The 14,174-nt window shown below is 72.2% G+C and carries 17 protein-coding genes and 1 tRNA gene; 4 read left to right on the forward strand and 14 right to left on the reverse strand.

Annotated elements, in window-relative coordinates:
• Nucleotides 1-16: 16 nt before the first annotated feature.
• The 4 genes from H2038_RS03915 to H2038_RS03930 all read right to left on the reverse strand — a co-directional run bounded on the left by H2038_RS03915 (nt 17) and on the right by H2038_RS03930 (nt 3,230).
• The gene (locus H2038_RS03915) at nt 17-1,273 is read right to left on the reverse strand and encodes a DUF418 domain-containing protein (RefSeq protein ID WP_292109359.1); all 1,257 of its coding nucleotides are present in this window, start codon (nt 1,271-1,273) and stop codon (nt 17-19) included.
• Between the two features lie 75 nt (nt 1,274-1,348).
• Nucleotides 1,349-1,921, reverse strand: a complete 573-nt coding sequence (locus tag H2038_RS03920) for a phthalate transporter (protein WP_292109361.1) — start codon at nt 1,919-1,921, stop codon at nt 1,349-1,351.
• Nucleotides 1,918-2,796 (reverse strand): 3-hydroxybutyryl-CoA dehydrogenase, encoded by an 879-nt coding sequence (locus H2038_RS03925; RefSeq protein ID WP_292109363.1) that lies wholly within the window; start codon nt 2,794-2,796, stop codon nt 1,918-1,920. The genes H2038_RS03920 and H2038_RS03925 overlap by 4 nt, the downstream gene beginning before the upstream one ends.
• 128 nt (nt 2,797-2,924) lie before the next feature.
• On the reverse strand, nt 2,925-3,230 hold the full coding sequence (locus H2038_RS03930) for a YggT family protein (protein WP_292109365.1): 306 nt from the start codon (nt 3,228-3,230) through the stop codon (nt 2,925-2,927).
• 160 nt (nt 3,231-3,390) lie between these two features.
• On the opposite strand from H2038_RS03930, the gene H2038_RS03935 reads away from it, so the two are divergent.
• Nucleotides 3,391-3,466 (forward strand) — tRNA-Ala (locus tag H2038_RS03935).
• Between the two features lie 49 nt (nt 3,467-3,515).
• Here H2038_RS03935 and H2038_RS03940 read toward each other — a convergent pair.
• The 5 genes from H2038_RS03940 to H2038_RS03960 all read right to left on the reverse strand — a co-directional run bounded on the left by H2038_RS03940 (nt 3,516) and on the right by H2038_RS03960 (nt 7,003).
• The gene (locus H2038_RS03940; protein WP_292109367.1) at nt 3,516-3,794 is read right to left on the reverse strand and encodes an HPr family phosphocarrier protein; all 279 of its coding nucleotides are present in this window, start codon (nt 3,792-3,794) and stop codon (nt 3,516-3,518) included.
• On the reverse strand, nt 3,791-4,195 hold the full coding sequence (locus tag H2038_RS03945; protein ID WP_292109368.1) for a PTS sugar transporter subunit IIA: 405 nt from the start codon (nt 4,193-4,195) through the stop codon (nt 3,791-3,793). The genes H2038_RS03940 and H2038_RS03945 overlap by 4 nt, the downstream gene beginning before the upstream one ends.
• Before the next feature lie 87 nt (nt 4,196-4,282).
• Nucleotides 4,283-4,708 carry an HPr kinase/phosphorylase gene (locus H2038_RS03950; protein ID WP_292109370.1) on the reverse strand — a complete coding sequence of 142 codons (426 nt, stop codon included), beginning with the start codon at nt 4,706-4,708 and terminating at the stop codon, nt 4,283-4,285.
• Complete coding sequence (locus H2038_RS03955; RefSeq protein WP_292109371.1) at nt 4,705-6,327, reverse strand: ATP-binding protein; 1,623 nt, start codon at nt 6,325-6,327, stop codon at nt 4,705-4,707. Before H2038_RS03955 ends, H2038_RS03950 begins: the two co-directional genes overlap by 4 nt.
• Nucleotides 6,296-7,003: a response regulator transcription factor gene (locus tag H2038_RS03960; protein ID WP_292109373.1), complete on the reverse strand. Its 708-nt coding sequence runs from the start codon at nt 7,001-7,003 to the stop codon at nt 6,296-6,298. The genes H2038_RS03955 and H2038_RS03960 overlap by 32 nt, the downstream gene beginning before the upstream one ends.
• Nucleotides 7,004-7,181: 178 nt before the next feature.
• Between H2038_RS03960 and H2038_RS03965 the strand changes: the two genes are divergently transcribed.
• Nucleotides 7,182-8,900: a hypothetical protein gene (locus tag H2038_RS03965; protein ID WP_292109375.1), complete on the forward strand. Its 1,719-nt coding sequence runs from the start codon at nt 7,182-7,184 to the stop codon at nt 8,898-8,900.
• A gap of 7 nt (nt 8,901-8,907) precedes the next feature.
• Here the strand turns inward: H2038_RS03965 and H2038_RS03970 are convergent, their stop codons facing one another.
• Complete coding sequence (locus H2038_RS03970; protein WP_292109377.1) at nt 8,908-9,258, reverse strand: zf-TFIIB domain-containing protein; 351 nt, start codon at nt 9,256-9,258, stop codon at nt 8,908-8,910.
• A gap of 140 nt (nt 9,259-9,398) precedes the next feature.
• On the opposite strand from H2038_RS03970, the gene H2038_RS03975 reads away from it, so the two are divergent.
• On the forward strand, nt 9,399-9,776 hold the full coding sequence (locus H2038_RS03975; protein ID WP_292109379.1) for a hypothetical protein: 378 nt from the start codon (nt 9,399-9,401) through the stop codon (nt 9,774-9,776).
• Here the strand turns inward: H2038_RS03975 and H2038_RS03980 are convergent, their stop codons facing one another.
• The 3 genes from H2038_RS03980 to H2038_RS03990 all read right to left on the reverse strand — a co-directional run bounded on the left by H2038_RS03980 (nt 9,777) and on the right by H2038_RS03990 (nt 12,497).
• A complete protein-coding gene (locus H2038_RS03980) occupies nt 9,777-10,706 on the reverse strand; it encodes a hypothetical protein (RefSeq protein WP_292109381.1) in 930 nt (309 codons plus the stop codon).
• Nucleotides 10,707-10,791: 85 nt separating this feature from the next.
• On the reverse strand, nt 10,792-11,559 hold the full coding sequence (locus H2038_RS03985) for an ABC transporter permease (protein WP_292109383.1): 768 nt from the start codon (nt 11,557-11,559) through the stop codon (nt 10,792-10,794).
• A complete protein-coding gene (locus H2038_RS03990; RefSeq protein ID WP_292109385.1) occupies nt 11,556-12,497 on the reverse strand; it encodes an ABC transporter ATP-binding protein in 942 nt (313 codons plus the stop codon). Before H2038_RS03990 ends, H2038_RS03985 begins: the two co-directional genes overlap by 4 nt.
• A gap of 104 nt (nt 12,498-12,601) precedes the next feature.
• Between H2038_RS03990 and H2038_RS03995 the strand changes: the two genes are divergently transcribed.
• Entirely contained in the window at nt 12,602-13,486 is an 885-nt protein-coding gene (locus H2038_RS03995; protein ID WP_292109387.1) for a DUF1206 domain-containing protein, read from the forward strand.
• Between the two features lie 55 nt (nt 13,487-13,541).
• On the opposite strand, the gene H2038_RS04000 is transcribed toward H2038_RS03995, so the two are convergent.
• Nucleotides 13,542-14,087: a hypothetical protein gene (locus H2038_RS04000; protein WP_292109389.1), complete on the reverse strand. Its 546-nt coding sequence runs from the start codon at nt 14,085-14,087 to the stop codon at nt 13,542-13,544.
• Nucleotides 14,088-14,174 lie beyond the last annotated feature (87 nt).

Here is a 14,174-nt window from a genome sequence, read left to right on the forward strand (position 1 = left end):
CGCCGCCGGGCAACGATCAGGCCGCCGCAGGCTTCCGGAGCGGCACCATCCGCCCGTAGGTCAGGCAACGCCACAGCCACTCCAGCGGCCCCATCTGGAAGACCGACAGCCACAGGGGCGACCAGACCAGTTGCGCGACCCAGACGGCCCCGACCACCGCCCACATCTCGGCCGGACCGTGCGCGCCGAACCACATCGGCCCCCAGGGGGCGTAGTAGAGGGTCGCCATGATCAGGGTCTGGGTCAGGTAGTTGGTGAAGGCCATCCGGCCGACCGGGACCAGCCAGACCGTCAGCGCCTTCAGCCCGAAGCGGACCAGCAGCACCAGCACGCTGACGTAGAACAGGGTGATCAGCGGGGCCATGCCGCCGGCGGCGGCGGCGAGGCCGCGGGTCGGATCGGCATCGGGTCCGGCCATGATGTCCTGCCAGCCCCAGACGGCCAGCGCCGCGAGATTGGCGCCGCCGATCAGGAGCACCAAGGCGTAGCTCCAGAGAGGGGCGCGGCCCGACAGATAGCCCGACTTGAACAGCCCCAGCCCCACCATCATCAGCGGCACGCTGACCGGGATCAGGAAGGGGCTGGCCAGCAGCTGGAGGAGAGCCCAGTGCTTGAGGTTCTCGACCAGGCCGGAGGGCCATCCCGCCCGGTACAGATCGATCGCGGCGGCGATGGCGGCCGGATCCGAGGCCGGCTGTCCGGAAGCCATCTTGGCCGCGAACTCCGGCGGCAGGTTGGCCATGCCCCAGTAGCCGAGGGTGGCGATCACGCCCCACAGCAGGGTCAGTCCGCCGCCGATCCACAACAGTCGCCGCGCCGTCCACGAGCGGAACATCATCATGATCAGGCCGCAGTAGGCGTAGTGCAGCAGGATGTCGCCGTACCAGAGCAACGTCCCGTGCAGCAGGCCGAACAGGCCCAGCCACAGCAGCCGTCGCGTCAGCACCGGGCCGCGGGCCGCGTCGTGCTTCTCTCCGCCGACGAGGAAGATGGAGACCCCGAACAGCATGGTGAACAGGGTGCGGAACTTGTCGGAGAAGAAGACGTCGGTGACCCAGACCCCGATCAGATCGCCCGGCGACAGCGCCGCGGGCGGCGGGTTCCCCGACATGGTGACCTCGGCCGGCCACCCGAACGACACCGCATTGACGGCGAGGATCCCGAGGATCGCCCAGCCGCGCAGCATGTCCAGGTTGTGGATCCGGTCCTTCGGCCTCACCGGCCCGAGCGCGGCGTCGGCCGGTCGTGCGGAAGCGATGTCGACAGCGGCCATGGTCCCCCCCTTGCAGCCCGTCCCAGCCTGGCGCCGGGCGGCGCCTGACCCAAGTGAATTCGCCGTCAGGCGGGCTCACTCCCCGGCGGGTTCGTTCCGCATCAGGCCCAGCCGGTCGCGCACCTCGGGCTGCGGCGTAAAGGCGATGAAGGCGGCGCACAGGCCGGCCCAGAGGGCGTAGGCGACGCCGATGAGCACCGCGAACGGCAGCCCCCCGACCCCGTAGATCAGCAGGGAGGTCTCGCTGCCGCCGATGCCCTCGCCGAGGCTGGCGGCGCTGAACCACTGCATCACCGCCTGGATCAGGGCGAGCACGGCGCCCAGGGCCGCCGCCAGCAGGCCGCCGTAGAACATGAAGCGCCAGACCACGCCCAGCCGGGTGGACGGGCGGCCGTGACGGCGGCGCTCGCGCACCAGCAGCCACAGCCCGACCGGAACCGCTGCGGCGCCGGCGACGAGCACCGTCAGCCGCCAGTCCATCTCGGGACCCGGCATCCAGTTCTGCGGCGGCCAGATCAGCAGCGTCAGCACCATGGGCGGCCACAGGGCGCCGGCGAGGACGGCGAGGAACACGCGCTGCGGCTCGCCGCGCCAGACGACCCGCTGCTGCCCGGGGAAGTTCTCCGGCCTGTCCAGGCGCCGGATCATCGCGTCGGCGCCGGCGTATCGCCGGAATAGTCGTAGAAGCCGCGGCCGGACTTGCGTCCCAGCCAGCCCGCCTCGACGTACTTCACCAGCAGCGGGCAGGGCCGGTACTTGGAATCCGCCAGGCCGTCGTACAGCACGTTCATGATCGCCAGCACCACGTCCAGGCCCATGAAGTCGGCCAGCTCCAGCGGCCCCATCGGGTGGTTGGCGCCCAGCTTCAGCGCCTTGTCGATCGAGGCGACGTTCCCGACCCCCTCGTAGAGGGTGTAGATCGCCTCGTTGATCATCGGCACGAGGATGCGGTTGACGATGAAGGCCGGGAAATCCTCGGCGTTGGTGGTGGTCTTGCCCAGCGACTCGGCGAAGGCGACGGCCGCCTCATAGGTGGCCGCCGAGGTGGCGATGCCGCGCACGATCTCGACCAGCTTCATCACCGGCGCCGGCTTCATGAAGTGCAGGCCGATGAAGCGGTCCGGCCGGTCGGTGGCCGAGGCCAGCCGGGTGATGGAGATCGAGGAGGTGTTCGAGGCCAGCAGGGTGTCGGGACCGAGCAGCGGCGTCAGCTCGGCGAGGATCGACTTCTTGACCGCCTCGTCCTCGACCGCGGCCTCGATGATCAGGTCGGCCCGCGCCGCCTCGGCCAGGGTCGGGACCGCCCGGATGCGTCCCAGCGCGGCGTCGGCCGCCGCCTGCGGCATCAGCTCGCGCCCCGCCTGTCGGGCGAGGCTGGCGGCGATCGCCCCCAGCGCCTGCTGGGGCCGGTCGGCGGCGGAGTCGTAGAGGAGCACGTCGTAGCCGCCGGTCGCCACGGTCTGGGCGATCCCCGCGCCCATCTGGCCCGCGCCGACAATGGCGACTGTGTGGATGGTGGTCATGAAGTCCGGATGTCTGCCGGGCCCGCGGGCCCCGTCGCCGGCACCTTAGGCCGCCGGCCGCCGGGGCGCCAAGCCGCGAACGTCGCACGCCGGCGCGAACCGCCCCGCCGTGGCGCCGCCGCCTCGGATCAGCCCAGCACCGAGATCAGGAAGGGGGCGCTGGTGCGCATGAACAGGATGTTGAGGAACTGGATCACCAGGATGGCCACGATCGGGCTGATGTCGATGCCGCCGAGGGTGGGGATCACCCGCCGGAAGGGCGCCAGGATCGGCCCCGTCACCGCATCGAGGAACATCGCCAGCTGGCTGACGAACCGGTTGCGATGGTTGACCACGTCGAAGGCGAACAGCCAGCTGAGGATGGCCGAGGCGATGATCAGCCACACCATGAGGCTGAGAATGGCGTCGACCAGCCAGACGAGGGCGTAACCCATGCAAGGAACTCCGAGGTTTGGCCGCTTCTAGCGCGGACGGCTCCGCTCTCCAAGGATTCGCGCCGGCCACGCCGGATTCCGCGGCAAGCCCGTTGACAGGACCGACGCCCCGCCCCTATGTCGCGCCCTCGCCTGAACCCGACGTTCCGTCGGACTTTGGGGGGCCGTAGCTCAGTTGGTAGAGCGCGTCGTTCGCAATGACGAGGTCAGGGGTTCGACTCCCCTCGGCTCCACCATCCTGCTCCGCGCGGACGCGCTTCGCAGGATGAAGGACAGGCGGTATTTCTACTGATCTTCGTCGAACCGCCGGTTGACCAGATCGGCCAGCGCCTCGACCGCGGCCGGGGCGTCCGGGCCTTCGGCCTCGATGCGCACGTCGCAGCCGTTGCCGGCCCCGAGCATGAGCAGGCCCATGATCGACAGGGCGTTCACCGTGACCCCGTCGCGGGTGACGCGGATCTCGCTCTCGAAGGTGGAGGCCAGCTTGACGAACTTGGCCGAGGCGCGGGCGTGCAGGCCGCGCTGGTTGCAGATGCCGACGACGGCGGAGGCGGAAGCGCTCATTTCTCGCCCTGCAACACCCAGCTGGCGACCGAGATGTACTTGCGGCCGGCGTCCTGGGCGTGGGCCACGCAGACGTCCAGCGGCTCGCGCGTGCGCACGCTGGCCAGCTTGATCAGCATCGGCAGGTTCAGCCCGGCGATGACCTCGGCGCGGGTCTCCTCCATCACCGAGATGGCGAGATTGGAGGGCGTGCCCCCGAACATGTCGGTGAGCAGGATCACCCCGTCGCCGTCGTCGACGGCGCGGGCCGCGTCGACGATGTCGCGCCGCCGGCGCTCCATGTCGTCCTCGGGCCCGATGCAGATGGCGGCGACCCCGCGCTGCGGGCCCACCACGTGCTCCATGGCCGAGAGGAATTCCGAGGCCAGTCCCCCGTGGGTGACGATCACCAGCCCGATCATGAAGGCTTCACCAAGACTCGCGCCCCCGCGTCCGGCCGCCCGCAGGCGCGCCGCAAGCCGCGCGGAATAGCCCAAAGCCGCGCCGGGTTAAAGCCGCCCCACGGCCGTCGCGACCTTTTCGACCGCCGAGGCCTCGCGCGGGTCGAGCCGCAGCCACGGCGTGGACACCCCGGCGAATTCCCGGAACGCCGCCTCCGGCAGGCGCTCGACCTCCCCTGTCGTCAGCTCGACCCCCAGGACGACGCGGGCGACGCGCAGGCCGGCGGCCGGGACGATGCCGAGGCCGCGCACCTCCATCCGCCCGGCGATGGTCTCCGGCGGAGCGGCCCAGAGGCGGCCGCCGGAACCGAACAGGTGCACATAGTCGTCGCCGACCAGCCGCCAGCCGCGGCCGAGCAGCCGCAGCGCCAGATCGCTCTTGCCCGCGCCGGGCCGGCCGGTGATCAGCACCGCCCGCCAGAGGCCGCCGGCGCCCGGCGCCGCAACGGCGGTGGCGTGGACGGGCGCGCTCACGGACGCCGGGCGGTCGCGGCGGGCAGGGCCACCTCAAGCCGCGCCCCGGCGACGCCGCCGTCCGGACCGGTCCGGTTCTCCGCCCAGACCCGGCCGCCGTGCGCCTCGACGATCTGACGGACGATCGACAGGCCGAGGCCCGAGTTGGTCCCGAAGGCCGCGCCGCGCGGGCGCGAGGTGTAGAAACGCTCGAAGATGGTCTCGAGGTTGTCGGGCGGGACGCCCGGTCCGTCGTCCTCGACCCGCACATGGACGCGGGCGGTACCGTCTTGCTCCTCGCGGAACAGGCTGACCCGGACCGTCCCGTCGGGCGGGCTGAAGGAACGGGCGTTGTCGATCAGGTTGCGGAACACCTGGCCGAGCGGGCCGTCGCGGCCGTTGACCAGCGCCGGGCCGCCGGCGGGCTGGAACACCACCCGCGCCTCGCCCGGCTTGGCCCCGGCCTCGTAGACGCCGACGATCTCGCCCAGCAGCACGCCGAGGTCGATGGGGCGGGGCCGGTCGCGGTTCAGTTCGGCGTCGAGACGCGAGGCGTTCGAGATGTCGGTGATGAGGCGATCCAGCCGGCGCACGTCCTGCTGCAGAAGGGCGGTCAGCTTCTCCCGCTGCGCCTCGGTCTTGACCAGCGGCAGGGTCTCGAGCGCCGAGCGGATCGAGGTCAGGGGGTTCTTGATCTCGTGCGAGACGTCGGCGGCGAAGGCCTCGATGGCGTCCATCCGGTCCGACAGGGCCGCGGTCATGGTCTCGAGCGAGCGGGCGAGGTCGCCGATCTCGTCCTTGCGGCTCTCGAGGTCGGGCAGGGAGATGGCGCGCGCCCGCTGCAGGCGCACCTCGTCGGCCGCCGCCGACAGGCGCATGACCGGCCGGGCCACGAACAGGTGCATCAGCAGCGAGCCGAGCAGGTTCACCGCCAGGGCGACGAGGGCGAAGGGCATCAGGGCCCGGCGCTGGGCGGCGAGGGTCTCGTCAACGTCCCCGGCCTCCAGCGTCAGCACGCCCAGCACCTGGCGGACGTGGCGGACTGGCAGGGAGACCGACACCACCCGGTCGCCGGTCTCGGAGGTGCGTACGGTCGCCTGCGGCTCGCCATCCAGGGCGCCCCGGATCTCCTCCGACAGCGCCGCCTCGGCCCGCTGCAGCGCGATCGTGTCGGCTTCCACGTCCCGCTCCGGGGCCGACGACCCGGCCGGCCGCGCCGGCGGCAGAGGCCCGCCGGGAATGGCCTCGGTGACCCGGTAGCTGTCGGCGACCACCGTGCCGTCGATGCCGAACAGGCGCGCCCGCTGCCCTTCCGGAATGATCACGTCGACGAACAGCTTGCTGGCGGCGATCTCGTCGAACGAGGGCTGGGGCTCGCCCTGGGTCACGCCGCGCTCGGCCAGCACCTGGGCGAGGATTTCGCCCTCGGCCTTCAGCGTCTCCTGCCGCGCCTCGATCAGGCCGCGGGTCCACTCGTTCAGCGCCAGGGCGCCGACGAACAGGATCAGCAGGCTGAGCAGGTTGAGGGCGAGGATCAGGCCGCCGAGCCGCGACCCGCCGAACCGTCGCGGCCGGCGGGGGCTTTCGTCTCCGCCCGGACCGGACGGCTCAGCTCTCGCGGTAGCGGTAGCCGACGCCATACAGGGTCTCGATGGCGTCGAACTCGGGATCGACGACCCGGAACTTCTTGCGCATCCGCTTGACGTGGCTGTCGATGGTGCGGTCGTCGACATAGACCTGGTCGTCGTAGGCGGCGTCCATCAGGTTGTCGCGGCTCTTCACGAAGCCGGGACGCTGGGCCAGCGCCTGCAACAGCAGGAATTCGGTGACGGTCAACTTCACCGGGCGGCCGTCCCAGGTGCACTCGTGCCGGGCCGGATCCATCGTCAGCTTGCCGCGCTTGATCGCCTTGTTCGAGCCGTCGGCCGCGGCGGCCTCGGCGTCGCCGCCGTCGGCGCCGGTGCGGCGCAGCAGCGCCTTCACCCGCTCGATCAGCAGGCGCTGGCTGAACGGCTTGTGGATGTAGTCGTCGGCGCCGAGGTTGAAGCCGAGGATCTCGTCGATCTCCTCGTCCTTGGAGGTCAGCATGATCACCGGCAGGGTGGAGGTCTGGCGCAGCCGGCGCAGCACCTCCATGCCGTCCATGCGCGGCATCTTCACGTCGAGAATGGCGAGGTCGGGGGGCGAGGTCTCGAGCGCCTCCAGGCCCGAGGCGCCGTCGTGATAGGCGGTGATCTTGTGGCCATGGCTCTCCAGCGCCAGCGACACGGAGGCGACGATGTTCTCGTCGTCGTCGACCAGGGTGATGTTGGCCAAGGGCGTCTCCTTGCAGGGCTCGTCGTCCACGACAGCAACGCGCGGCAAGCGTAACCGTTCTATGCGATCGCGGTGCAATTACGGCGGGAAACATGGGCCGCCGGGCCCGGATTGGCAACGAAACCCGACCTTAAAGGTCTCCGGGGCATGATGGGCGCTCAATCAGTGCGAGCGTTCCATGGCCGGCCCCGTCCACTACGAAGTCTACATCCGCAAGACGGCTCCGGCCCCCTGGGCGCTCCAGATGGCGACGGAGGATCGCGCGCACGCGATCCAGAGCGCCGAGGAGATGCTCGCCGACAAACGCGCGGTCGCCGTCCGGGTCACCAAGGAGACGCTCGACCCGGACACGATGGAGTTCAACAGCCTGACGGTGCTGACCCGCGGCGCGCCCGAGGCGCCGCGCAAGCGGGCGGTCGCCGACGACCAGGCCGGCCCGCGCTGCAACACGCCCCAGGACCTGTATGTCGCCGCGGCCCGCGAGACGGTGAGCCGGGTGCTGGAGGACTGGCTGCAGCGGCAGGGCGTCACCGCCTTCGAACTCCTGCACCGGCCGGACCTCGCCGAAAAGCTCGACGCGTCGGGCGTGGAGCTGCAGCACGCCGTGCAGAAGGTGGCGGTGCCGGAGAGCCAGGCCGTCGGCCAGCCCGTTCACGAGCTCGTCCGCCATTACCAGCGCCTCGCCGACGCGGCGGTCGAGCGGCTCGTCTCGGCCGGCCGGCGGAACCGCTTCCCCGATCTCGCCCACCATTCGCTCGCCGACCTCGCCCACCGTCTCGACGGCCAGCCGGAACGCGCCTTCATCATGGGCGGCATCATCGCCGGGGCGCTGAAGGGCGTCCGCGGCGGTCGCGCGCGGCTCGACCGGCTGATGGATCTCGCCGACCGGGCGCCGATGGACGGCCAGCCCCGCGCCCTCGTCCTCGTCGCCATCGAGCAGCTGCTGTGCGAGATGCTCGCCGCCCGCACCAGCCTGGCGGAGGTGCTCGGCCCGTCGCTGGACCAGGGCGCGTCCCTGGCGGCCGTGGTGCGCATGGTCGCGCCCCGCGAGGTCGAGGCCCTCGTGCGGCAGGACCCGAAGATGGCGCTGCAGGTGCCCGCGGTGGACGGCCCCGCCGCCCGCCTCGGCGAGCGTATCCAGGCCGGGGAGTTCCCCCTCCTGTCCGCGGCGCTCGCCCGCATGGTTCTGCGCGAACTGATGAGCCCGCGCCGGCTGCGGCCCAACGACGCCGCCGGGGAGATCGACATCCTGCGCACCCTGGCCATGACCCTGACGGCCACGGCCGGACGGCTGCTGACGCTCGAGGAGGTGCAGTCGGCCTTCAACGAGCGCTCCAAGTCGCTGGTCACGGCCGACTTCGTCGCCGCCTATGTGAAGTCCTGCAGCACCGTGCTGTGCGAGGCGGAATCCCTGACCCGGCTGTGCGAGAACGTCACCGGGACCGCCAACAAGCGGTCGGCGGCGCGCTGGCTGTCGGCCTGCGTCGGCTCCCTCCGGTTCGAGACCGAGATGCGCGGCCAGAGCGCGACCCAGACCCCGGCCCAGAAGCTGGGCGTGCTGGCGTCGCTGCAGAGGGCCGTCCGGAGCTGCAGCCTGGCCGAACGCGACGAAACCGAGATCGCCGCGGCCATCGGAACCGTCGGCGGGGCGGTCGAGGCGGACGCCCGCATCGTGGCCATGCTGGCGCGGTCCCCCGCGCCCGCGCCGCAGAAGCTGGCCGTCCTGTTGCGGCTGGCCGCGGGCGAGACCGCCCCGCTGGGCCCGGCGGCCGATCGCGCCAAGGCCGAGGCCGTCAAGCTGTTCCGCGCGCCGGAGTCCCGCGCGGCCCTGTCGGCCGCGCCGGAGAGCCTCGGCCCGCTGCGCAGCCTGATGCAGGCGGCCGGACTCGCCGCCTGATCCCGGCTCAGTCGAAGATGTCGAAGATGTCCATCCGCTTCTTCTTCTTGTAGCGGTAGTCGTCGTCGCGACGACGGTCGTCGCGGTAGCGGTCGTCGCGATAGCCCTGCCCGCCCCAGGGCTGCGGCGCCGGCTGCTGCGGCGGATACGGCTGCGAAGCCTGCGGCGGATGGGGCTGCGACGCCTGCGCCGGCGGCGCGCTGGCGCGGCCCTCGGCGGTCGCCGCCTCCATCAGCTTCTCCAGTTCGCCGCGGTCGAGCCAGACGCCGCGGCAGCTCGGGCACATGTCGAATTGCACCCCGCCCCGCTCCAGCGTCTGCATGGCGGCGTTGTCGTTCGGGCACATCAGAAGCGGCATCGTCGTCTCCTCGGGTGTTCGCGGAAGGCTAGGGCCGGGCGGACCGCGGGCCAAGGCCGCGCGGCGATCGGCCGCGACCGCAACGCCCCGTTAATCGACGCGGCGCACCCTCGGCGGACTCGTGTTCGGAGGGACGCGCGATGTCGACCATCCAGACCGGCGCCTATCGCCGCCAGCGGGACCATTTCGAGCCCCAGGACGCGGATCCGCAGGAGCAGCGGCGGCTCCGCGGCCTGCTCGAGCAAATCGACTACGCCGCCTTCGTCGCCAACCGCGAGGTCATCGGCCAGATGCTGCCGAAGGTGGACGCCGCGGCCTTCCAGCGCCTGGCGGTGATGACCGCCACCGCACGCGGCAAGTGGGTTGCGGAGGGGCTGCGCCAGTCGGAGTCCGGCGCGCCCTCGACCGTCGACCAGATCGCCCGCCTGACCGCCGCCCGCACCGCCTACGAGGAGCTGGCGGAGGCCTACGAAGGTCTGCGGCGCATGGTCGAGCGCGGCTACCTCAACCTGCGCTGATCAGGTCTCGCCGAGCGGCTGCGGCCGCGTGGCGATCGGCGCGTCGGGATCGACCGGCGGGCGCTCGGCGGCCGTCGGCGGAGGCCCGGCCGGCGTCGCCGGAGGAACCACGACCACCGGTTCGGGCGCCTCGACCGACGGAGGGGGCGCCACGACCACGGTCGCCGGCCGGTCCGTTTCGGTCCCGCGCGGCGGCGCGGCGGGTCTTGAGGGCGGGGCGGCGGCGGCGGTTCGCGGCTCCGCAGCGGGCCGGGCGGGCGCCGGGTCCGCCGCACCGGGCGAGGCGGACGTCGCCGGCATCGGCGCCGGGGTCGGGGTCGGGGCCGGCTCGACGGGCGCGGCCGCGGCGGGTTCCGGCGCAAGGGGTTCGGCCGGGGCGACGGTCGCCGCCGGGACGGGAGCATCGGCGGCCGAGGGCGGCGCCTCGTCGGAACGCCCGATCAGCCACCAGCCCCCGAGCGCCGCCGCGAGCACGGCGGCGGCCGCGCCGGCGTAGAGCGGGGCCCGGTTCGGCCGTGAGGCGCGGCGCGCGGGGGCAGGCGTCGGCTCCGCCGGTGGCGCCGGGAGCTCCGCCGCCGGGACCGGGTCGGCCGCCGGCAGAGGCCGCACCTCGAGGTCCGATGGCGCCGCCGCCGGGGCGACGTCCGCGAGGGCCGCCGGGCCGGCGGGATTCGCCTCTGCGAGCGGCTCCGGCCGCGGCGCCGGAGCGGCGCGCGGGATCATGGAGCCGCTGAAGATTCCCGATGCCGACGGGCTCGCCGGCCGGGCGGGGCCGGGCGCCGGCTTCGGCGGCGCGGCGGGCGGCGGACTGGCGGCACCGCGCGGCAGCGGGCCCGCGCGGAACACCGTCGCGGGCGGCCGGCCCCACTCCACCGGACGGCGGAAGGGCTGCGGCGTTCCGTTCACGCGGGTCTCGTTGCTGTCGGCCATCATCTCTCCCGCGCCGCGGCTGGCGCGCACTCGAACGCCCGGGGCCGCCGAAGGTGGCGACCGATCTGGCCGGTTTCGTGACGCCTCAGTTCTTCAGCCGGTAGCCGGTGCGGAAGATCCAGCCGACCACGGCGAGGCAGGCGACGAAGAAGCCCAGCGTCGCCGCGGCGCTGACGGCCAGGCTGACGTCGGAGCTTTCGTAGAAGGCCCAGCGGAAGCCGGAGATCAGATAGACCACCGGGTTGAACAGGGTCACGGTCCGCCACGGCTCGGGCAGCATGTCGATCGAGTAGAAGGCGCCGCCCAGGAAGGTCAGCGGCGTCACGATCAGCATCGGGATGAACTGCAGCTGTTCGAAATTCTGCGCCCAGACGCCGATGATGAAGCCGAACAGGCTGAAGGTGGTCGAGATCAGGATCAGGAAGGCCAGCATCCAGAACGGGTGCAGGATCTGCAGCGGCACGAAGAAGGAGGCGGTGGCCAGGATGATCAGGCCGAGCGCCGCCGACTTCGTCGCCGCCGCGCCGACATAGGCGATGACGATCTCCAGCGGCGACACCGGCGCCGAGAGCAGCTCGTAGATGGTGCCGGTGAACTTCGGGAAGTAGATGCCGAAGCTGGCGTTGAAGATCGACTGGGTGAACAGGCTGAGCATGATCAGGCCGGGCACGATGAAGGCGCCGTAGGCGACCCCGTCGATCTCCGTCATGCGGCTGCCGATGGCCGAGCCGAACACCACGAAGTAGAGCGCCGTGGTGATCACCGGCGTGACCACGGACTGCCACAGGGTGCGCAGCGCCCGCGCCATTTCGAAGCGGTAGATGGCCCAGACGCCGTGGCCGTTGAACGTCATTGCGCCGTCTCCGTCTTCGACTGCTGGACCAGGCCCACGAAGATGTCCTCCAGCGAGCTCTGGCGGGTGCTCAGATCCTTGAAGCCGACGCCCAGATCGCTGAGCCGGCGCATCAGGGAGGGGACCCCGGTCCGCTCGGCGTTGGAATCGAAGACGTACTCCAGCTCGTGACCGTCGGCCTTCAGCTCCAGCGCCCACTCGTCGAGTCCGGGCGGCAGGCCGGCCAGCGGCTCCTGCAGCTGCAGGGTCAGGGTCTTGCGGCCCAGCTTCTTCATCAGCTCGGCCTTGTCCTCGACGAGGATCAGCTCGCCCCTGAGGATCACCCCCACCCGGTCGGCCATCTCCTCGGCCTCCTCGATGTAGTGGGTGGTCAGGATGATGGTCACGCCGCGCTCGCGCAGCCGCCGGACCATCGCCCACATGTCCTTGCGCAGCTCCACGTCGACCCCGGCGGTCGGCTCGTCGAGGAACAGGATGTCCGGCTCGTGGCTCAGCGCCTTGGCGATCATCACCCGCCGCTTCATGCCCCCGGACAGGGTCATGATCTTCGCGTCCTTCTTGTCCCACAGGCTGAGGTCGCGCAGCACCTGCTCGACATAGGCGGGGTTCGGGGCGCGGCCGAACAGGCCGCGGCTGAAGGTGACGGTCGCCCAGACGGTTTCGAAGGCGTCGGTGGTCAGCTCCTGCGGCACCAGACCGATCTTCATCCGCGCCCGGCGGTAGTCGCGCTGGATGTCGTGGCCGTCCGCGACGACGGTTCCCGTGGTCGGCGTGACGATGCCGCAGACGATGGAGATCAGGGTGGTCTTGCCGGCCCCGTTCGGCCCGAGCAGGGCGAAGATCTCGCCCTTGCGGATGGTCAGGTCGACCGGCTTGAGGGCCTGGAGGCCCGACTTGTAGGTCTTGGTCAGACCTTCGATGGCGATCACCGGCTGCATCCGCGCCCTCCCGAGGTCCACGCCAGATATGCGTCGTCCCGCCGCACCTCAAGGGCGGCGGCGCGCGAGCGGAGCCATATTCGCGGCGGGGTGTTTGAACCGCCGTGTCCGCCCCCCTGTCCGCTTCCCTGTCCCTGTCGTCCCGCCTGCGCCGCCTGGGCGGAAGCGCGCGACGGCGCTTCACCCGCGAGGCGCTGGAGGCGATCGCTCGCGTCGGCTACGGCGCGCGCGGCTTCGTCTACCTGTCGGCGGGGGCGCTGACGCTGCTCGCCACCCTGGACCGGACGGACGGCGCCGCAGGCGCGCGCGAGGCTCTCGTCTGGCTGGCGCAGCAGCCGTTCGGACGGGCCTGGCTGCTGCTGGCCGGCGGCGGACTTCTCGCCTTCGTGATCTGGCGCGCGCTGCAGGCGGTGTTCGACGCCGACCATGAGGGCCGCAGCTGGCGGGGGTTGAGCACCCGCATGAGTCAGGGCTTCAGCGGCCTCGGCTACGCCCTGCTCGCCGCGAGCGCCTTTCACATGCTGGTCCGTCCCCCCTCCGGCGACGGGGCGGGACTGGCCGCCGGCCGGGACGGGGCGGAACGCCTGCTGTCCCTGCCGCTGGGGAACTGGCTTCTCGTCGGCGTCGGCCTGAGCATCGCCGGCGTCGGGGTCGCCAATGTGGTCAGGGCGTGGCGCGGGGATTTCTCGGAGTACCTCGCCTGTTCGGAGGCGCTGTGCCGACGGGTGTCGCTGCTGGCCCGCGCCGGCTACGTCGCCCGCGGCCTGGCCTGGTTGCCGCTCGCCGCCCTGGTCGTGGCGGCCGGGCTGAACTCCCGCGCCGCGGATGTCACCAGCTTCGGCGCCGCCCTGGACGTGGTTGAACGCCAGCCCGGCGGCGCCGGCTTCCTGATTCCCGCCGCCCTCGGCTTCATGGCCTTCGGCGCCTTCTCCTTCGTGGAGGCCCGGTTCCGGCGCATTCGCGCGCCGGCGGAGGTGCTCCCGGGCTGAAGGGCGCGCGCGGAAAGCCCCGGCTCGGGGAGCCGGGGCTGTGCGGGGGACGGGATCAGTCCAGCGGCGCGACCACGATCTGCGGCGGAGGCGCGGCCGTCGGGGCGGCCGGTTCCGGCGCCGCGGTGTTGAGCGTCACGGTCGGCGTCGCCGCCGGTGCGGCGGGCGCGGGAGCCGCCGCCGGGGCGGGCCCGGCCGCTGCAGCCCGCCGGCCGGCCGGGGCGCTGCGACGCGCCGGCGCGGACCGGGCGGCCGGAGCCGGATCCCGGGCGACCGGCGCCGCCTCGACCGGCTCGGCCGCCGCGAGGGCCGTCGCGTCCGGCGCCGGAAGGGCGGCCGGGGCGGCCGGCAGGACCGGGGCCGTCGCCGCCGGCTCGGCGAGGGCGGTCGGGGTCGCGTCGCGGTCGTCAGTCAGCATCATGGCCGTCACCCCGCCCAGCACCAGGACCCCCACGGGCGCGAGGATCATCCAGCTGCGCACGCCGCTCCGCTTCTTGCGGGTCCGGGTCCGGGCGTAGACGGGCACGAAGGCGTCCCCGGCTTCACCGCTCTCCAGCGCGGAATAAAGAGGGCTCCGGTCTTCAGGATAGGTGACGGACATAGATCTTCTCCACAGTTGTTGTGAGAAGAACCTCGGCGGCAGATCGCCGTTCCTTCACCCGGCGGAAAGCCCTGAAGAAACACTGTT

Source organism: Brevundimonas sp. (assembly GCF_013912005.1).
In the GTDB taxonomy this organism is placed as follows: Bacteria; Pseudomonadota; Alphaproteobacteria; order Caulobacterales; family Caulobacteraceae; genus Brevundimonas.